Genomic DNA, 18,492 nt, shown 5'->3' with positions numbered 1-18,492 from the left:
GCCGCGAGCCACAACTCAATGAAGTTGCCTTGGACGCGGAAGCGCCAGCGGAGCAACGCCCGCCGATGCGCGCGAAAAAAAGCAGCGCCATGCGCAAAAAATGATGCTTTTCCGGCTCATCATTATTTCCTACTCCCTATCGAAGCAGGTGACGAAAGGGGAAGACCGCATGCCCACGCCGTTTTACTGGAACGAGCTCAATACATATGATTTTGCCGGCCTCTCCCCCGAGACCACGATTGCCGTTCTGCCCATCGCCTCGACGGAACAGCACGGCCCGCATCTGCCGATCGCAACGGATGTCGCCATCGCGACCGGCATGCTGGCGGAGCTGAAGAGGCAGCGGCCGGAGGATCTGGACATGCTGGTCCTTCCGACACAGGAGATCGGCAAGGCCAACGAACATATCTACGGCCCCGGCACGCTGTCGCTCAGTGCAGAACTGCTCATCCCCGTCTGGACGGCGATCGGTGCAAAGGTTGCCGAAGCCGGGGTGCGGAAGATGGTGATCGTCAATTCCCACGGCGGCAATGTCGACATCATGAGCATCGTCGCGCGCGAACTGCGCGTGCGCTATCAAATGGCGGTGGTCTCCACGCAATGGGGCCGCTTCGGCCATCCGGAAGGCATGGTCAGCGATCACGAGAGCAAATACGGCATCCACGGCGGCGATGTCGAGACGTCGTTGATGCTGCACTTCCGCCCCGAGCTGGTGCGGATGGACAAGGCGCAGAACTTTACCTCGAAAGCCGAAGGGATGCGGGAGCAATCCAAATTTCTTCAGCCTCTGCCGCCGCATTCGCTGGCCTGGATCGCGCATGACCTCAATCCCTTCGGTGTGGTCGGCGATGCCTCGATTGCCACTGCCGAAAAGGGTGAGGCGATCTGCCGCCATCAAGTCAACGGGTTCGTCGAGCTGCTCCGGGACCTCAAGGCCTATCCGCTTTCGAATCTCTATGTGAAATAGGATCAGCCGCGGGTTTCAGATCTGGTGGGATATGACCCTTGGCCTGCAATTCCTGCACCAGGCCGAGCAGTTCGGCGAGCAGATATTCGACGAAAAGGCTGGTGGCCGCGTCGAGGGGCGCACGGGCACGGGCAAACAGTTTCATCTGCTGGTAACGCGCATGCGGCTCGGCGATCGGCCGGAAGACGAGTTCGCCGCGCCGGCATTCGGTGATGACGTCGAGCGGATTGAGCAGCGTCAGCCCGGTGCCGCATTTAACCAGCTGTTTCAGCATCTCCGATGCATTGGTTTCCAGTACCGGCTCGACCGAGATGGGCAGGCGCGCAAAAGCAAGGTTGATCACCTCGCGCAGGCTGGTGCCCGGCTGCGCCAGAACCAGTTTTTCCTGGGTGACATCGGCGAGGTTGATCGGCCCGGGACCGATCAGGTGATGCCCCGGCGGCAGCACGACGCCGATCGGGATATCGAAATTTCCGAGCGTGCGGATGCCGGGCATGGCGGGGATGTTGAAGCCGAGACCGATATCCACCTCGCCTGAAACAACGGGGCTGGCCGTCGTACCACCGGTGTCGTTGCGCAGCTGGACGAAGACGCGTGGATGCTCTGACAGAAAGCGCGCGATGATTTCAGGCAGTGGCCCGGCTGCAAGCCCAACGGTCGTCACCATACGCACCTTGCCCGCCTGCTGCATCTTGAGGCTGCGGATGCGCCCCTCCAGGCGCTCGTAATTCTTCAGCACGTCCCGAATATGCTCGATGCAGAGCTCGCCGGCAGCCGTCAGCCGCAGGCCACGCGGCAGCCGCTCGAAAAGCGGCGCCCCGATCTCCTCCTCCAGCGCCAAAATCTGCCTGTTGACCGCCGATGACGCCACGTTGAGGCGCGCAGCCGCCTTGCGGATCGAACCGCAACGGGCGATCTCGTTGATGTAGAGAAGGCGTCTGGAGTGCAGCATAGTCTCTCCGATGCATATATTTTGCGCAGGCCGCACAAATTATTTTCAGCTTTCCGACAGATGCCGAAAAGGCATCAATGTGCACGAATTTTGATGCTTTTCAAAGCGCATGGCAATGGCTCAAATTCTCTCAAAAGGGAGCCGGATAAGGCTTCCCTCGGTTACAAAAGGGGAACTGCCGACCATGTTGAAAGCACAGACGAAGACGCGATTCCTGAGCTGCCTCGGCCTCGCCTCGATGCTTGCCGCCGCCTCGCCGGCGCTTGCCCTCGACAAGGTGAGCTATGGGACGAACTGGCTTGCCCAAGCCGAACATGGCGGCTTCTACCAAGCCGTCGCCGACGGCACCTATGCGAAATACGGCCTCGACGTCACCATCGTCCAGGGTGGCCCGAATGCTGCAGGCAGCGCGCTGCTGATCTCCGGCAAGCTCGATTTTTACATGGGTGGTCCTCAGGGGGAGATATCCGCCGTCGAGCAGGGCATTCCGCTGGTCGATGTCGCCGCGATCTTCCAAAAGGATCCGCAGGTGCTGATCGCCCATCCGGACAACGGCGTCGGCAAGTTCGAGGATCTCGCCAAGCTGAAAACGCTGTTCCTCAGCAAAGACGGCTACCTCACCTATTTCGAATGGATGAAGGCCAACTTCAAGGGCTTCAAGGACGAGCAGTACAAGCCCTATAACTTCAGTCCCGCCCCCTTCCTCGCAGACAAGGATTCTGCCCAGCAGGGGTACCTGACCTCCGAACCCTACGAGATCCAGAAGCAGGCAGGCTTCGAGCCGAAGGTCTTCCTGCTCGCCGACAACGGCTACTCGCCCTATTCGACGATGATCACGACGACGCAGGCGATGATCGACGGCAAGTCCGACGTCGTGCAGCGCTTCGTCGATGCTTCGATCGAAGGTTGGTACAACTATCTCTACGGCGACAACACCAAGGCGAACGAACTGATCAGGAAGGACAATCCTGAAATGACGGACGGCCAGATCGCCTATTCGATCGCCAAGATGAAGGAATACGGCATTATCGAATCCGGCGACAGCCTCGACAAGGGCATCGGCTGCATCACCGACGCCCATTACAAGAAGTTCTTCGACGAGATGACCGCCATCAAGGTGTTCAAGGCCGATACCGATTACACCAAGGCCTTCACGACGAAGTTCGTCTGCAAGGGCGCCGGAATGGCACTGAAGAAGTAGGCCGACCGACGGCTCTCCTGGTCCGCCATCGACGATGTGGCGGGCCGTATCCTCCCGCATGAACGAGACAGCAATGCTCCCAGCAGACGCCCAGGCGGTATCCCCGAAAGAGACGCGCAAGCGGCCGCTTGTTGTCATGCAGTCGGTCTCGAAGGTCTTTTCCAGCGGCACTGTCGCCCTTTCGAATATGTCGCTCACGGTCGAAAGCGGCGAGTTCGTCAGCCTGCTCGGCCCTTCCGGCTGCGGCAAGTCGACGGCGCTGCGCATCATCGCCGGTCTCGGCGATGTCACCTCGGGAACGATCGACTGGCCGAGTTCGCGCATCAATTCCAGAGGTCTGCCGGAGGGCGATATCGGCTTTGTCTTCCAGGAGCCGACGTTGATGCCCTGGAAGAACGTGTTCGACAACGTCCATTTGCCGCTGAGGTTGAGGCGCGTTCCGAAGGCCGCCGCGCATGATCAGATCATCGAAGTTCTAACCACCGTCGGCCTTCAGGATTTTGCCAAGGCCTATCCGCGCGAACTTTCCGGCGGCATGAAGATGCGCGTCTCGATCGCCCGTGCGCTGGTGACGAAGCCGAAGCTGCTGCTGATGGACGAGCCTTTCGCCGCGCTTGATGAGATCACCCGTCAGAAGCTCAACGACGACGTGCTGCGGCTGTGGAAGGCGACCGGCATTACGGTGATTTTCGTGACGCACTCGGTCTTTGAGTCCGCCTATCTCTCGAACCGTATCGTCGTGATGAAGGCAAGGCCCGGGCGCGTGCATGCCGACGTCCCGCTGATCACAAGCCTCGAACGCGACGCGCACTACCGCACCTCGGAAGAATACCGCAAGGCCTGCGAAACGGTGTCGCATTCGTTGATCGGGGCGATCAATTCGGCAGGGGATCATTGATGAGTGACGAAACAGACACATCGCCGCTGCTCGTTAAGGGTACCGCAAGCGCAAGGCGCCGCGATCTTGCGCTGCGCATTGCCATCCCCTTCCTCGTCATCGCCCTGATGATCCTCGTCTGGTACGCCTATGTGAAAATGTCCGGCGTGCCGCCCTATATCCTGCCAGGACCGGCCGCTGTGGCAAACGCCTTCGTGACGGATTGGGGTACGCTTGCCCCTGCCCTCTGGGTCACCACCAAGATCACCTTCATGTCGCTGATGCTGGCGCTTGTCGGCGGCGTCGGTTTTGCGATCTTTCTCGTGCAGTCGCGCTGGGTCGAGCTTGCCTTCTATCCCCTTGCCGTCATCCTGCAGGTAACGCCGATCGTCGCCATCTCGCCGCTGATCCTGATCTATGCGCCGTCGACGCAGGTCGCGCTGCTCATCTGCGCCTTCCTCGTCGCCTTTTTCCCGATCCTTTCGAATATGGTCCAGGGACTGAAGAGCGTCGACCACAATCTGATCAACCTCTTTGAGCTCTACGGCGCTTCGCGCTGGCAGACGCTGCTCTTTCTCAAACTGCCTGCCGCCCAACCCTATTTCATGACCGGCCTCAGGATCGGCGGTGGCCTTGCGCTGATCGCCGCCGTCGTCGCCGAATTTGCCGCAGGCTCGGCCGGTGCCGGTTCCGGCCTCGCCTTCCGCCTGCTCGAAGCGCAGTACCGGATGAACATCCCGCGGCTCTTCGCAGCCCTTTTGATGCTCTCCATGCTTGGCGTAGCGATCTTCGGCCTCACCACACTGATCGCCTGGCTGAGCCTTCATCGCTGGCATGAAAGCAGCATTAAACGGGAAAACTGATGACCTATTCCTTCATATCCCCGCCGAACGCGGCCCGCTTCGTGCTGAGCAATGCGACAGTGCCTGCCGTCAGCCTCGAGCATGTCGACGTGCCGGTCACGGAAGGGCTGGCAACGGTCGATATCGTCATCAGTGACGGCATGATTGCCGCCATCCGGCCGGCCGGCGCCGCACCCGCCGATTATGCCAGGACCGATCTTAAGGACGGCATGGTCTGGCCGTGCTTCGCCGATATCCATACCCATCTCGACAAGGGCCATATCTGGCCGCGCCAGGCCAATCCCGACGGCAGCTTCATGGGGGCGCTCGATGCGGTCAGGGCCGACCGGGAAGCCAACTGGTCGGCGGCAGACGTCAAACGGCGCATGGAATTCTCGCTGCGCTCCGCCTATGCCCATGGCACCAGCCTGATCCGCACGCACCTGGATTCGCTTGCGCCCCAGCATCGCATCTCCTTCGAGGTCTTTGCCGAAATCCGGGATGCCTGGAAGGACAGGATTGCACTGCAGGCGGTCGCCCTCTTCCCGCTGGATGCCATGGCAGACGGCATCTTCTTTGCCGATCTCGTCACAACAATCCGACAGACCGGCGGCCTGCTTGGCGGTGTCACCAGGATGGGGCCGGAGCTTGTCTGGCAGCTTGACACACTCTTCAGGACTGCCGCAGAGCATGGCCTGGATATCGATCTGCATGTCGACGAGACGGATGATCGCGGCGCCGAGACGCTGAAGGCGATCGCCGAGGCCGTGTTGCGCAACGGGTTCGACGGCAAGGTGACCGCCGGCCATTGCTGCTCGCTCGCCCGCCAGGACGAGGACACCGCCGCGCGCACCGTCGAGTTGGTCGCCAAGGCACGTATCGCGGTCATCTCACTACCGATGTGCAACATGTATCTGCAGGATCGCTATCCCGGCCGCACCCCGCGCTGGCGCGGCGTCACGCTGTTCAAGGAATTGGCCGCCGCCGGTGTCGCGACCGCGGTCGCCTCCGACAATACCCGCGACCCCTTTTATGCCTATGGCGATCTCGATCCGGTGGAGGTCTTCCGCGAGGCCGTGCGGATCCTGCATCTCGACCACCCGCTCGATACCGCCGCCCGTGTCGTCACCACCTCGCCCGCCGCCATCGTCGGACGGCCGGACAAGGGCCGTATCGCCGCCGGCGATCCGGCCGATCTCGTGCTCTTCAGCGCGCGGCGCTGGAGTGAATTCCTTTCCCGTCCGCAGTCTGACCGCGTCGTGCTTCGCCGCGGCAAGGTGATCGACCGCAGCCTGCCGGATTACCGTGAACTCGATAACGTCGTTGGAGGCTGACATGGCCGATTATCAGAAGATCAAAAAGGAAATCGAGGGCATCGCCGTCGAGGACAATCCGGCGCTCGTTCGCCAGAAGAGCCGGGATTTCTATTGGTACTCGCCGATCCTGAAGGCGCAGCTCGACAATGTTTCCGCCGATCTCGTCGTTACGCCGAAGACCGAGGAAGAGGTCATAAGGACGCTGAAGGTCGCCTATGCCCATGGCGTGCCGGTCACGCCGCGCGGCGCCGGCACCGGCAATTACGGCCAGGCCATGCCACTTTCCGGCGGCATCGTGCTGAACCTTGCGGCGATGGACAAGATCAAGGAGATCCATCCCGGCCGCGTCATCTGCGAACCCGGCATCGTGCTTGCCCATCTCGACAAGCAGACCAAGGCCCATTCCGGCCAGGAGCTGCGCTTCCACCCCTCCACCGCCCAGACGGCGACGGTCGGCGGCTTCATCGCCGGCGGCTCGGGCGGCGTCGGCTCGATCACCTGGGGCGGCTTGCGCGACCTCGGAAACATCCTGCGCCTGCGCGTCGTCACCATGGAGGCCGAACCGCGCGTGCTCGACCTCACCGGCTGGGATCTCCAGAAGGTGAGCCACGCTTACGGAACCAACGGCATCATCACCGAGATCGAGATGCCGCTTGCACCTGCCTATGACTGGGTCGATGTCCTGGTTGGCTACGATGATTTCATGGATGCCGTGCGCTTTTCCGACGCGCTGGCGAAATGCAACGGCATCCTCGTCAAGGAGATCGCGCCGATCGCCGCTCCCATTCCTTACGACTATTTCACCCGCCACAAGCCCTACATCCGTCAGGGCCAGTCGATCGTCGTGCTGATGATCGCGCCGCACTCCCTGGATGCCTTTCTGGCTTTTACGGCGGCGCAGAAGGGCGAGATCATGTTCCGCTCCGACAAGGTGGAAAGCATGCGCGGCATCCCGCACGCCTATGAGCTTGCCTGGAACCACACGACATTGCGCGCGCTGAAGGTCGACCCGAGCTTCACCTATCTGCAGGTTCAATATCCCGGACCGGATCATGTCGCCAAGGTTCGGAAGATGGTCGAAATCTTTGGTGACGAAGTGCCGTGTCATCTCGAATTCATCAAATTCGACGGCCAGATCCAGTGCTCCGGCCTGCCGCTGGTGCGCTATACCACCGAGGAGAGGCTGGAGGAGATCATCAAGATCCACCAGGACAATGGATGCCCGATCTTCAACCCGCACCGATATACGCTCGAAGAAGGCGGCATGAAGCGCACCGACGCGGTTCAGCTCGCCTTCAAGCAGGAAACCGATCCGAAGGGCCTGCTCAATCCCGGCAAGATGATCGCGTGGGAAAATCCCGATTTCGACTTCAACGCCGGCAAGAACTATCTCTTCCCTGGCCTGGCGGCCCTGATGGAGGCCTCATGAGGGTTCTCGTCCTCCACTCTCACCCGGTCGAGGAAAGTTACGGCAAGGCGCTTTACCGGCAGACCGTCGAGAGCCTGCAGAAGGCGGGGCATAGAGTGGATGCCTGCGACCTCTATGAAGAGCAGTTCGATCCCGTGCTCTCGCGCCGCGACCGGCTCGTCTATCACGATTATCCGGAAAATCTTAAGCTGGTGGGATCGCATGTCGACCGGCTGAAAGCGGCCGAGGGGCTGGTGATCTGCACCCCGATCTGGAACTTCGGCTTTCCGGCAATCCTGAAAGGCTATTTCGACCGCGTCTGGCTGCCAGGCGTTTCCTTCGAGCTGGTCAACGGCAAGGTGGAATCGCGGCTGCGCCACATCCGCAAGCTCGCAGCCGTCCTGACTTATGGCGCAACGCCCTTCCGGGCCTTCGCCGCCGGCAACCCGCCGAAGAAAATCATCAAGCGCGTGCTGAGGGCGCAGATCAATCCGGTGAGGCCGGTGACGTTCCTCGCCCATTACGACATGAACAATTGCACGCCGGAGACGCGGGCAAAGTTCCTCGCCCGCGTCGGAGACGCGATGGAGCGCTTCTAGAAGATTTTCGCGGCCGTCACTTCCACTTCGACCAGGAACTCAGGGCGCGTAAAGCCGCCGATGACGAGCAAGGTGGAAACAGGCTTCGGATCGAGCGTATAGCGATCCCGCACCGCCATATAGGCCGGGAAATCCTCGCGGCGGGTGACGAAGCCCGAAATACGGATGACGTCGGCAAAACTCATCTCCGCCTCTTCGAGGATCGCCTTGATCGCCTCGAAGCAGAGTTCCGCCTGAGCAGTGATGTCGCTCGGAACAGCATCGTCAAGACCGATACCAAGCTGGCCCGACGTGACGAGAAGTGATGCGCCGGGCGGCACCAGCAGGCCGTGATTATAATTTCCAAAAGGCCGGCGCACCAAGGCCGGATTGAAAGTCTTTTTCATCGATCTGAAATTCCTGAGGGCTGCAGATATCAAGCCTACAGGATGCGGCGGGATATGAGAATATCGCCTGCGTCCATAATGTTTTGCGACAAAAAGCAGGACGACCGCCTTGAACGGAACCGCCGGGCACGAGCAAATGCGGCGAACGATAAGCGCTTTTTGTAGCGGCTACATGCTTCAGCGCAGCGACTCGGCAGGTGTCAGCTAGGCGACGCAAACGACGGTCGACCGGCTATTCAAAGAGAATAACGCTTGCCGGAGTTGGCGGCATCGATTTGATCGTGACGCCGGCAAGGCCGGCAAGTCTTGCCATCTCAGTCAACTCACTTTGCGTATAAGCCTGGCCAGCCGGCGTGCTGGCGAGCATCTCCCAGGAGAACGCTGCGGGAAAAGGCGGCGACACGCCATCTTCGTTCGGCACGAAATCGACCGCGACGATCCGACCATGCTCTGCAAGGCTGGCGATGATCTTTCGTAACAGTTGGGCACATTTCGGCAAATCGAAGTGGTGCAGAAAATTCGGAAGCAGGACAAGGTCATAACCCGTGCCCCACTCAACATCGAAAGCACTGCCGGCTATCGTCTGGTACCGGTCAGCCACGCCGGCTTTTTCCGCATTCTGCCTCGACAGTGCTAATACGGCGGCCCAGTCGACCGCGACGATCTCCGCCGTTGGAAAGGCCTTCGCAATTTCGATCCCGAAAACGCCTGGACCTGCAGCGATGTCCAACACCTTTTTTGGAGGCCTCGGCCAGCCGGAGATTTCGCCAGCCAGCATTTTGGCGCTGAGCCCGGTAAAGGAGCCCATGCCGCGCGCAAACTTCAACCAGACGGGGTTGTCTGCCGACACGTTCGCAAGCCCGGCCGAACCGCCGTTTCGCACGACGGCGGCCGGATCGCGCAGAAAATTATCCAGTATTTCGGGTGCGGCCGTGAACTCGACGGCCGCGCCCATATAGGCCGGCGAATTGCGATCGAGGAACATTCTGGTCGAGGGCGTCATTCGGTACTGTCCGCTCTCCTTTGTCAGAAAACCATGTACCACAAGGTAGTCGCACAGGATGCGCACCCCACGCTCCGAGGCGCTTGTTGCCGACGCCAGCGATGCTGCCGTCTCGCCCTCGTTTATATGAGTAAAGAGATCAAGCTCGATGGCCGCCTTTATCGCCGCCGTCTTTCGACACGCAAACAGTGCATCGACTACGAGTTCGGGCGACACTACGTCAAACACGGGCGTCCTCGACGATTGTTTCCATGGGATCTCCAGAGCCCTCGATCAATCTTGCCTAGCAGCGGCAGCCGCGGAAATTATGCGCATATCCGCATATTCTACAATACTTACCGCGCTAACCCTATCGGGTGCCCGCCTCAAATGGCCGAGCTGTCCTGCCGGCCCCCCGCCGACACTATGGTACGCGTTGCAGAAGCTCGAGACTACCAGGACAAAATTCGTGTATCTGATCTGACGTCAGCCGCGCGTCATCTTTGGATCACGCGCCGCTGAGCGACCAACTGGATTGGCCTGTTGCCTTCGAAGGGCCGCCGGCTGCGCTGCACGTCCGCCGTGCTTTTGTCGTCGTCCAATTGAAACTGATTGACCAGATCCCGCAGGCGGCCCGCCTCGGAGGACAATGAGGCAACGGCGGCCGTCGACTGCTCGACCATCGCCGCATTTTGCTGGGTCGCCTGGTCCATCTGATTGACGGCCGTATTGATCTCGGCAAGTCCAGTCGACTGCTCACGCGCCGATGTGGCAATCGCATCCATCAGTTGGTTGATCTGGACGACGTACTCACCGATCGACTTGAGCGAGGTTCCGGTTTCAAGAACCAGTTTCACGCCATTTTCCACATCAGCTGATGACTTTTGAATAAAGCCTTTGATTTCCTTGGCCGCTTGAGCGGCACGCTGGGCGAGTTCACGGACTTCCTGAGCGACAACGGCAAAACCCTTGCCCGCCTCACCCGCCCGGGCAGCCTCAACGCCGGCATTCAGCGCCAGGAGGTTCGTCTGAAAGGCGATTTCGTCAATTGCACCGATGATGTTCGAAATCTGCTGTGAACTGTCTTCGATGCGTCGCATGGCCTGTTCCGTCTGCGAGACGACATTTGCCGACCGCTGAGCGCTGATATCGGCTTCTTTGGCCACGTTGCGTGCCTCGTCGGTGCGTTTGGTCGACATCGTCACATTCGACGTGATCTCGTCCAAGGCTGCAGCCGTCTCCTCAAGAGAGGCTGCTTGTTGTTCGGTACGCTTGGAAAGATCCTGCGCGGCAGATGCAATCTCGCCGGTACCATTATCGATGCTGTGTACCGTCTCGAGCACGGCACCGATCGTCGCACCCAATTGCCGGAGCGAAGCGTTGAAGTCTTCCCGCAAAGTTTCGTATTGGGCAGCAAACTGCTCCGAAAGCTGGAAGGATATGTCGCCTGCTGCAAGCCGCCGGAGCCCTTCGCCCAAGGTCGTGGTTGCGAAGCGCAATTGTTCCGCCTCGCGTTCGGCGCGCTGCTGCGATGCGGCGCGCGCTGCCTCACTCTCGCTACGTGATTCAGCGGCTTCCTTCTCGAGCCTGACGACGTTCAGGGCATTCTGGCGGAAGATTTCAACCGCACCCGCCATCTCGCCGATTTCGTCGGCGCGACCGGCATAGGGAATATCGCTGTCAAGATCACCATCGGACAAGCGCCTCATGGCGGAGGCGATGCTTCGGATTGGGCTGGCGATGCCCGAAATGGCAAAGAAGATGCCTGCCACAGCAAGAAGCACGGCCAGCGCTGCGATCGTGGCCGTCAGCATGAAAGCGGATTGTGCGGAAGCACCGCTCGCGGCCACAAAGCCTTCGGCCTGGCTAAGAATAAAAGCGGCCAGATCTGCCACCGCCTTGTTCACCAACTCGGCTTGTGGCTCCATATTTTCCTTGAAGAAACGGATTGCTTCAGGCGTCTTTCCGTCATTTTCTAACGCGATCATCTGCTCTGCCAGCGCGCGATATTTGGTGAGTTCCGGCTTGATCTGATTGATCAGTTCGCGCCCCCGCTCGGTGCGGACGCCTTTTTCGTATTCGGTGACAACTTTCTCGAGTGCGGCAGCGGCGGCATCGATTCTTTGCTGCCCGAGATTCCGCTCTTCCGCTGTATCCTCCAGGAGGTAATGGGCATAAACCAATTTCAGGTCAAGAAAGTCATCCTTGATCTCGCGAGCCGTCACAAGCCGCTGCATCCAGAAGGTCCCGATCTGCTCAGTATTGCCGCGAAGTGTCGAAATCGTGCTCAGCGAGACATAGGACAGGCCAACCAGGAACAGGCTGATGATCGACAGCTTTAAGATCAGGGCTTGCTTGATACTCGGGCGCTTCATGCGGGTCTCCTCGAAGGTAGCTGGGACGACCGGCGTGCCGGCTGATGCAAGATCTCGCACCAGATTCAATAATTTAGTATTAACTAAACAATGTTCCCGCTTCATTTTCGAAGATCTTCTGAGTTGACCGATACTTCCGCGATCAATTAAACGCGTTACGACCCAGAGTTCTTGAAAATTCAGGAAGATAGCAGCCACGACGAGCGAAAATGCACCAACCTGAAGACCAAGCCGCCGGCATTGAAATCGCGCTTTGGCAGTATTCTGAGAACGAAGGCGACCGAAACCGCCGGATGCAGTCGCTTTCAACGGATGAACGGGAGCGCGCCGCGACCTACCTGTTTGACCGGGATCGGGCCTCTTTCATTGCCGGCCGGTATCTCCTGCGGCGGCTGTTGAGCGTGCATACCGGGATATCGCCGAGCAAGCTCCTGTTGTCCCCGGACAACCGCGGCAAGCTGAGGCTTGAGGGGCGTGAGAGGCCGCAATTCAGCCTCTCGAATACCGACGGGCTCGTGGCGGCCGCTGTCGCTTCAGCATGTGACCACCTGGGAATAGACTGCGAGCGCGCCGATACCGAGATCGAAGCGGCGGCAGTGGATAGCTATTGCAGTGCAGACGAACGGCGCTGGCTCGCGGAATTGCCTGCGTCCGAACGCGGGCGCGCGGCGGCCGCACTCTGGACGCTCAAGGAGAGTCATCTGAAGGCACTCGGCGTCGGGCTGCGCGAGGATCCCCGCAACGTCGCCTTTTCCTGGAAGGATGGTATCCCAGTGATGGTCGATGGCGGCGATCGTGACCGGCAATGGCATCACCGTCTGGTCGAAAGTGGCAGCCAGCACGTCGTTGCGCTGGCTGTTTGCTCTCAATCCGGGTTCCCCGGCATTTCGACACGCCTGTTTCAGGACGACAGCATGCCGTCGGAATAACCAGTCCGGAGCTGATGAGGCATTGCGGAAGCGATCTCCGTCGCCCAGGCGAGTTGCCCGTTGTCGGGTTCCGCATCGAAATGCTGCCGGCCGAGAAGCGTATTGACGATGGTTGCGCTGCGCCAAGCCATGAGGCTGAGCTGAGAGTCGGCGATACCGTGCGAGTACCGCCCCGCATTCTGCGCAAACAACCGGTTGGCCCTCGGACCCGTCCACTGCATCGTGTAGTCGTCATTGAGAAGCGGATAACCGTTTCTGTCGAGCGCTATCCTGTCGCCCAGCGAGCCGAGAGCATCCGGCAATCGGAACCGGTATCCGGTTGCCAGAACCACCGCATCCGCATGCAGCACCTCGATTCCGCCGTCGAATTGGTTCCTGACGATGAGCCGATAGGCATTGCCGTTCCGCTCCATCTGGATCACATCGCGATTTGGCGCCAGAGATGCATTGAGCGTGCTCGGTTCGAGATAACGCAACGCATAAAGGCGGCGATAGATCGAATGAATCGTCGAAATCGACAAGCCGTCGCTGGTCAGGATAGAGTTCCTCAACGCGGCCTGCTTCTGCTCGCCGCTAAGCTTCAGATAGGCCTGCACGTATTCCGGTGAGAAGACCTGGTTTGAAAACGGTGTATCGTTGATCGGCTCGAAATTATGACGCCGGCTGATCCATGTCAGCTCCGTCATGGAACCGGGATCGGCAAGCAAGGCTTCGACGACTTCGCCGCCGCTTTGACCGCCGCCGACCACGACGATGCGGGCGGCGCCGAGATCGCTGAGACGCGACTTGGCCTCGCTGTTATGAAAGCAATCGGCACTCAGGAACGGTTTTGCCCAGTCTGGCACGAAGGGCGACGACCCCGTGCCGATCACCAGGTTTCGCGCCTCCTCCTGACCGTTGTCGAACCGCAGGAAGAACCGGTCGTCGCGGTGCTCGACGTCGCGGATCTCCGTTCCAAAGCGCAGGCCGTCCACCCCGTTGGCGACCCAGGCGAGATAGCGCGCGAACTCCTGCCGGGGAACGGCGTCATAATTGGCGTTCAGGAAGGCGTAGAGCCTCTTATGGGCAACCAGATAGGAGACAAATGACCAGCGGCTGGTCGGCAGGACCGGGGTGACGAGGTCTTTCAAAAAGGACGACTGCAGTTCGACGCCGGGCATCATCATGCCGGGATGCCAATCGAAACATGGCCGCCGCTCGAAGAAGCAGCTCCTGATCTCGGGCACCGACTCGAACAGGCAGGCGAGGCTCAGATTGGAGGGCCCGATACCGATGCCGGCAATATCGAGCGGCTCGCTCACGGCATCCCTGCGGGCAAAAGCGACGGTCATGCGATATCCTTCTCTGTTTCCTTGAGACGCAGGGCAAGCCTTGAATGGAAGGCGGGAGACCCGATCATATGCAGATGGTTGGTGCCGGTGATGATTTCGGCCGCATGCGCCCGCGGCGACAGGCGGTGCCAGTCGATCAGATTGAGGCCGCGGTTGAGGCTGTCGTCGGCAGCCCAGGGATAGATCGGCACATCGTGAGGAACGAGCCGATGCTTGCGGAAAATCAGGGCATTGTCGATCAGCACCCAGAAGGTATGCTCCCGGCTGCTGATATCAGGCCCGTCGTTCGGAAGCGGGTCCTTCTCGTCGCCGACGAAACGCAGGAATTGATCGTAAGTATCCGCGTCCATCGTCGACAGCAGCCGGTCCCATTCGGGACGCATCGCCGTTTTTCCTAGCCACGCCTCTACGTCTCGATGAAGCTCGTCGCGCTCGCCCGGCCGGAACTTCGGCTTTGCGCCGATCGCGAATTCCGATCCGAGATCGCACACGTCGACCATCGCCATCATCCTGACGTCGACCTCGTTGCCGAGGGTGCGGGCAGCCTCATAGGCCAGAAGCCCGCCCCAGGACCAGCCGAGGAAATAGCAGGGCGCTCCCTGGCTATGCGTCCTGATATGGTCGACATAGCTCTCAATGATCTCTTCGACCGGAGCGCCGATTGCCTTTTTCTCGGAAAGCGAGTGGCAAATGAAGCCGGTCGCCGGCTGGTCGGCTCCGAGATAGTCGACGAGCTTGACATATTCACGGGTGCTGACGAGAAGGCCTGGGAAGCAATAGAGCCGCGGCTTGGCGCCGGAAGCACGCAGCACGATCACCTCTGACAAATCCCGTTGGTCACCCTGCTCCATCACGCCGGCAAATGAGCGCACTGTCGGATTGTTGAAGATATCGGCGAAGGTGAGCGGGGTTTTCGGCCGGCGCTGCCGCAGCTGCGAAAGGATGCGGATCGCGCCGAGCGAATTGCCGCCGATCGCGAAGAAATTGTCCTCGACGCTGATTGCTTCCAGCTTGAGAACCTGCCGCCAGACATCCAGCACCTCCTCTTCGAGCGCGGTCGCCGGCTCGACGATTGTGCGTTTGACCGGTTGTGGCGCTGGCAGCGCAAATCGATCGAGCTTGCTGTTCGGATTGGTCGGCATTTTCTCCAGTTCGACCACGGCAGCCGGCACCATGTAGGATGGCAGGCTGCGCTCGAGGCCGGCACGGATCGTCTCGACGTCCAACCTCTCGGCTTTCTTGGCAACGACGTAGGCGACGAGCGCCTTCTCGCTGGCATCGTCATCACGCAGGACGACAAGGGCTTCGCCGACGCCGGGTTGCTGGAGGAGAGCCGCTTCGATCTCGCCAAGCTCGATCCGGTAGCCGCGCAGCTTCACCTGATGGTCGACACGGCCGACGAATTCGACGGTTCCGTCATCACGCCAACGCGTCAGATCGCCGGAGCGATAAAGCCGGCCGCCGTCGCTCGAGAACGGATCGGGGATGAAGCGATCCGCCGTCGTATCCGGCTTGCCGAGGTAGCCGCGTGCGATACCTTCGCCGCCGATATAAAGCTCACCGGTCACGCCGATCGGGCACGGATTGAGGTCGGTGTCGAGCACATAGACGCGCCTCAACCCGACAGCGCGGCCGAGCGGAGCATAGACTCCCTGGAATTTCGTGCCAGCCCTCACCTTCCAGACCATCGGCGTCATGATGGTTTCGGTCGGCCCGTAGCCGTTGATCAGCCATTCCGATTTCAGCGCCCGCGACAGAAGATCGAAGGTCGGCTGCGCCAGCCCCTCGCCGCCGAAGGAATAAAGCCGCATCGGAGGCGCGCCGTCGGTAATATCCGCCCATTCCGCCAGCTGCTGCAGATAGGTTGTGGGAATGCTGGCATTGTTGGCGCCGTGCTTGCGCATGGCCGTCAATGTTTCTTCCGGGGTCCACAGCGGCTGATCGGGAAGAATGATACTGCCGCCCTCCATCAGCGGGTTCATCCATCGCTCATGGCCGCCATCCGAACTGAAAGGCAGGAACGGCAGCTCACGGGAGGCCGAGCTCATGCCGTAGACACGCGAGGTGTTCTGCAGATGGTGCGTCAGCGGGCCGTGCTCGACGGCCACGCCCTTCGGCAATCCGGTCGATCCTGACGTGTACATGACATAGGCGAGCTGATCCTTGTGAGTGGGAATATCAAGCGGCGTATCCGGCTCGTCGTCGAGGTCGATCTTGTCGAGTTCGAGGATAATGGCGTCGAGCTCTTCCGGCAGCCGATGGCGAAGCCAGCTATGGGTCAGGACGATCTTGACGCCGCCGTCGCGCAGAATGTGATGGTTGCGGACCGGTGGATGGTCGGGCTCGACCGGGATATAGGCGCCGCCCGCCTTCAGCGTCGCGAGGATTGCGACGATGGCCTCCGGCGATCGCTTGATGAAGATGGCGACCGTCACCTCGGCGCGAACACCCACATGCCGCAGCCGATGTGCGAGGCGGTTGGTGCTGGCTTCCAGCCAGCCATGGCTCCATTCCTCGTCACCGTAGACGATCGCCGTCTTCTCCGGCGTCTGGCGCGAATGGACCGATATCAGCTCGTGGACCGGCCTGTCGTCGTTGACGACCTCGTCTTCGTAGGGGGCCGACAGCTGGTTGAGCTCATCACTCCCCACGAGTTCGATATCCTTGATCCGCACATTGTCACGCACAACGATCTGTTCGAGTACAAGGGTGAAATGCCGGGAGACACGGGCAATCAGGGCGCTGTCATAGAGATCACCTGCATAATCGATCAGCCCGTATGCGGCGCCATCCAGGCACGCCTCGATCACCAGGGATAACTCGCTGTCGGCGCGCGCCCCCAGCGGCTCCAGATTGGTTGCGTGCCTGGGGACCGAATACGGCTCCCGGAATTCGAACAGGGCCTTGACCACGGCTTCCTGGGCAGCGGCTTCGTCGACGACCAGTTCCTGGGTGATGCGCTCCAGCGGAACGAGCCGGGCAAGGCCCTCCTGCGTTGCCGACGAGATCGCTGCGATGACATCGTCGAGAGAGCTTCTTGATGTCAGCGACAGGATGAGGGGAAGGACCTGTTCGGCACGGCCGCGGTTCGCAAGGTGTTCCTTCTCCGGCCGCGCGACCAGGAGCCCGGTCAGCAAGGCATAATTGCCGCTGTAACGCGCCAGCAGCGCACAAAAGGCGGCATGAAGCACGCGCTCGACCTGATATCCCTTATGCTGTGCATGCCGACTGAGCTTTTCCCAGAGATCGGGCTCGATCGAAAATCGGTGCTGAGCGCGCGCCACACCTGCCAGCCCGCCGCTGTTGAAGCGGGTGGGAAATGTCGAGGCCGAATAATCGAGACCGATCGTGTTCCGCCAATAGGAGAGGGATTCCTGCGCCTGCTCCGTCTGCAGCCAGTCAGCCTCCCGCGTTCCGGCCGAGATTTCAGCCGGCTGTGTGTCGCCGGCGGGTGCGCCGTCGAGAATTCGCGTCAGGGAGCCGACGAGAATAGACTTCTCGCGATCATCCGAGATCACAGGATGAAGCACGATCGTCAGAAGCGACTGCCCATCGGCAAGCAAGATAATCTGAATACGCGCAGGCGAACCAGCAAGGAGATCGAAGCGCCCGTCGCGGAAGGCTTTCTTGGCGGCCAACGCATCCGCCTCTGCAAGAGCAGCGCCTTCGCCGACAATCTCGATCGGTACTGCGGTCAATGTGCCGCAGTATTGCTCGACGCGGCCGCCCGCCAGCCGGCGAAACCGTGTGGCAAGCGACGGATGTTGCGCCACGAGCGTCCGGCAGGCGCCGGCAATGGTCTTGACGTCGACCGCCGGGCTCAATCGCAGCGAAATGACCTGGTCGGGAAACACCGTGTCATTGCCGATCTGCTCCAGCGACCAGATACGCTTCTGCGCGATTGTCAGCGGGAAGCTCTCGAAGACCGCGTCCGTTGCGACATCGGTCGGGTAGGCATCTGCGAAGTTTGTGATCTGTTTGTTCATCCGTGCCATCCAGCCGTTTTCAGAGACGCGCATCGCCGGCGACTGCCGAGCGCAAGGAGAGGGGGCGCGGATCCGCCCAGACGTCACGGATATGCGCCAGGCATTGCTGGCGCGAACCGGTAAAACCCGCCGGCTCCCAGCCGATGGGAATCCGCTTGTCCTGCGGCCAGACCGAGTAGCGACGCTCGGTGTCGATGACGGCGATCCAGAGATCGTTATGGGGCTCAAGATTGTCCATTCGCAGCTCCTGCGGTGATGATGGTCATGCGCAAGTGACGGATCAGGCGGGCTGCAGTTTAGAAAATTGATGAGAATTTTTTTCTTCGCTTACCCCTAAACCC

14 protein-coding genes and 1 pseudogene are annotated in these 18,492 nt (G+C 60.5%); 8 read left to right on the top strand and 7 right to left on the bottom strand.

Features of this window, described 5'->3' with window-relative positions; genetic code table 11:
- The first annotated feature begins 100 nt into the window (after positions 1-100).
- On the top strand, positions 101-967 hold the full coding sequence (locus tag BS630_RS31905; RefSeq protein ID WP_183594505.1) for a creatininase family protein: 867 nt from the start codon (positions 101-103) through the stop codon (positions 965-967).
- On the opposite strand, the gene BS630_RS31900 is transcribed toward BS630_RS31905, so the two are convergent.
- Complete coding sequence (locus BS630_RS31900) at positions 930-1,919, bottom strand: LysR family transcriptional regulator (protein ID WP_077980633.1); 990 nt, start codon at positions 1,917-1,919, stop codon at positions 930-932. The genes BS630_RS31905 and BS630_RS31900 overlap by 38 nt on opposite strands.
- Before the next feature lie 184 nt (positions 1,920-2,103).
- On the opposite strand from BS630_RS31900, the gene BS630_RS31895 reads away from it, so the two are divergent.
- From BS630_RS31895 to BS630_RS31870, 6 genes are all read left to right on the top strand, one after another.
- On the top strand, positions 2,104-3,120 hold the full coding sequence (locus tag BS630_RS31895; RefSeq protein ID WP_077980632.1) for an ABC transporter substrate-binding protein: 1,017 nt from the start codon (positions 2,104-2,106) through the stop codon (positions 3,118-3,120).
- A 73-nt stretch (positions 3,121-3,193) separates the two neighbouring features.
- Positions 3,194-4,018 (top strand): ABC transporter ATP-binding protein, encoded by an 825-nt coding sequence (locus tag BS630_RS31890; protein WP_077980631.1) that lies wholly within the window; start codon positions 3,194-3,196, stop codon positions 4,016-4,018.
- On the top strand, positions 4,018-4,860 hold the full coding sequence (locus tag BS630_RS31885) for an ABC transporter permease (RefSeq protein WP_077980630.1): 843 nt from the start codon (positions 4,018-4,020) through the stop codon (positions 4,858-4,860). The genes BS630_RS31890 and BS630_RS31885 overlap by 1 nt, the downstream gene beginning before the upstream one ends.
- Positions 4,860-6,173: a cytosine deaminase gene (locus tag BS630_RS31880; RefSeq protein ID WP_077980629.1), complete on the top strand. Its 1,314-nt coding sequence runs from the start codon at positions 4,860-4,862 to the stop codon at positions 6,171-6,173. Before BS630_RS31885 ends, BS630_RS31880 begins: the two co-directional genes overlap by 1 nt.
- A gap of 1 nt (position 6,174) precedes the next feature.
- Entirely contained in the window at positions 6,175-7,584 is a 1,410-nt protein-coding gene (locus BS630_RS31875) for an FAD-binding oxidoreductase (protein ID WP_077980628.1), read from the top strand.
- Complete coding sequence (locus BS630_RS31870; protein ID WP_077980627.1) at positions 7,581-8,162, top strand: NAD(P)H-dependent oxidoreductase; 582 nt, start codon at positions 7,581-7,583, stop codon at positions 8,160-8,162. Before BS630_RS31875 ends, BS630_RS31870 begins: the two co-directional genes overlap by 4 nt.
- On the opposite strand, the gene BS630_RS31865 is transcribed toward BS630_RS31870, so the two are convergent.
- From BS630_RS31865 to BS630_RS31855, 3 genes and pseudogenes are all read right to left on the bottom strand, one after another.
- The gene (locus BS630_RS31865) at positions 8,159-8,548 is read right to left on the bottom strand and encodes a RidA family protein (protein WP_077980626.1); all 390 of its coding nucleotides are present in this window, start codon (positions 8,546-8,548) and stop codon (positions 8,159-8,161) included. The two genes, BS630_RS31870 and BS630_RS31865, sit on opposite strands and share 4 nt — an antisense overlap.
- Before the next feature lie 232 nt (positions 8,549-8,780).
- Positions 8,781-9,804: pseudogene (locus BS630_RS31860) on the bottom strand (methyltransferase).
- Between the two features lie 223 nt (positions 9,805-10,027).
- Entirely contained in the window at positions 10,028-11,905 is a 1,878-nt protein-coding gene (locus BS630_RS31855; RefSeq protein ID WP_077980624.1) for a HAMP domain-containing methyl-accepting chemotaxis protein, read from the bottom strand.
- Between the two features lie 209 nt (positions 11,906-12,114).
- Between BS630_RS31855 and BS630_RS31850 the strand changes: the two genes are divergently transcribed.
- Positions 12,115-12,834, top strand: coding sequence for a 4'-phosphopantetheinyl transferase family protein (locus BS630_RS31850; RefSeq protein ID WP_077980623.1), 720 nt, complete (start codon positions 12,115-12,117; stop codon positions 12,832-12,834).
- Here BS630_RS31850 and BS630_RS31845 read toward each other — a convergent pair.
- Genes BS630_RS31845 through BS630_RS31835 form a run of 3 tightly spaced genes read right to left on the bottom strand, consistent with a single transcriptional unit; the run spans position 12,807 to position 18,389 of the window.
- Entirely contained in the window at positions 12,807-14,165 is a 1,359-nt protein-coding gene (locus BS630_RS31845) for a lysine N(6)-hydroxylase/L-ornithine N(5)-oxygenase family protein (protein WP_077980622.1), read from the bottom strand. The genes BS630_RS31850 and BS630_RS31845 overlap by 28 nt on opposite strands.
- Positions 14,162-18,151, bottom strand: a complete 3,990-nt coding sequence (locus tag BS630_RS31840) for a non-ribosomal peptide synthetase (protein WP_077980755.1) — start codon at positions 18,149-18,151, stop codon at positions 14,162-14,164. Before BS630_RS31840 ends, BS630_RS31845 begins: the two co-directional genes overlap by 4 nt.
- A gap of 19 nt (positions 18,152-18,170) precedes the next feature.
- Positions 18,171-18,389, bottom strand: a complete 219-nt coding sequence (locus BS630_RS31835) for an MbtH family protein (RefSeq protein ID WP_077980621.1) — start codon at positions 18,387-18,389, stop codon at positions 18,171-18,173.
- Positions 18,390-18,492: the final 103 nt, after the last annotated feature.

The sequence above is a fragment of the Rhizobium laguerreae genome (assembly GCF_002008165.1).
Lineage (GTDB): Bacteria > Pseudomonadota > Alphaproteobacteria > Rhizobiales > Rhizobiaceae > Rhizobium > Rhizobium laguerreae.
This window is presented reverse-complemented; position numbering and strand designations above follow the sequence as displayed.

Coding starts and splice junctions, on each gene's coding strand:
- BS630_RS31855 (WP_077980624.1), bottom strand. CDS start 11,905: ATGAAGCGCCCGAGTATCAAGCAAGCCCTGATCTTAAAGCTGTCGATC.
- BS630_RS31900 (WP_077980633.1), bottom strand. CDS start 1,919: ATGCTGCACTCCAGACGCCTTCTCTACATCAACGAGATCGCCCGTTGC.
- BS630_RS31870 (WP_077980627.1), top strand. CDS start 7,581: ATGAGGGTTCTCGTCCTCCACTCTCACCCGGTCGAGGAAAGTTACGGC.
- BS630_RS31905 (WP_183594505.1), top strand. CDS start 101: ATGATGCTTTTCCGGCTCATCATTATTTCCTACTCCCTATCGAAGCAG.
- BS630_RS31880 (WP_077980629.1), top strand. CDS start 4,860: ATGACCTATTCCTTCATATCCCCGCCGAACGCGGCCCGCTTCGTGCTG.
- BS630_RS31895 (WP_077980632.1), top strand. CDS start 2,104: ATGTTGAAAGCACAGACGAAGACGCGATTCCTGAGCTGCCTCGGCCTC.
- BS630_RS31850 (WP_077980623.1), top strand. CDS start 12,115: ATGCACCAACCTGAAGACCAAGCCGCCGGCATTGAAATCGCGCTTTGG.
- BS630_RS31885 (WP_077980630.1), top strand. CDS start 4,018: ATGAGTGACGAAACAGACACATCGCCGCTGCTCGTTAAGGGTACCGCA.
- BS630_RS31845 (WP_077980622.1), bottom strand. CDS start 14,165: ATGACCGTCGCTTTTGCCCGCAGGGATGCCGTGAGCGAGCCGCTCGAT.
- BS630_RS31840 (WP_077980755.1), bottom strand. CDS start 18,151: ATGAACAAACAGATCACAAACTTCGCAGATGCCTACCCGACCGATGTC.
- BS630_RS31890 (WP_077980631.1), top strand. CDS start 3,194: ATGCTCCCAGCAGACGCCCAGGCGGTATCCCCGAAAGAGACGCGCAAG.
- BS630_RS31875 (WP_077980628.1), top strand. CDS start 6,175: ATGGCCGATTATCAGAAGATCAAAAAGGAAATCGAGGGCATCGCCGTC.
- BS630_RS31835 (WP_077980621.1), bottom strand. CDS start 18,389: ATGGACAATCTTGAGCCCCATAACGATCTCTGGATCGCCGTCATCGAC.
- BS630_RS31865 (WP_077980626.1), bottom strand. CDS start 8,548: ATGAAAAAGACTTTCAATCCGGCCTTGGTGCGCCGGCCTTTTGGAAAT.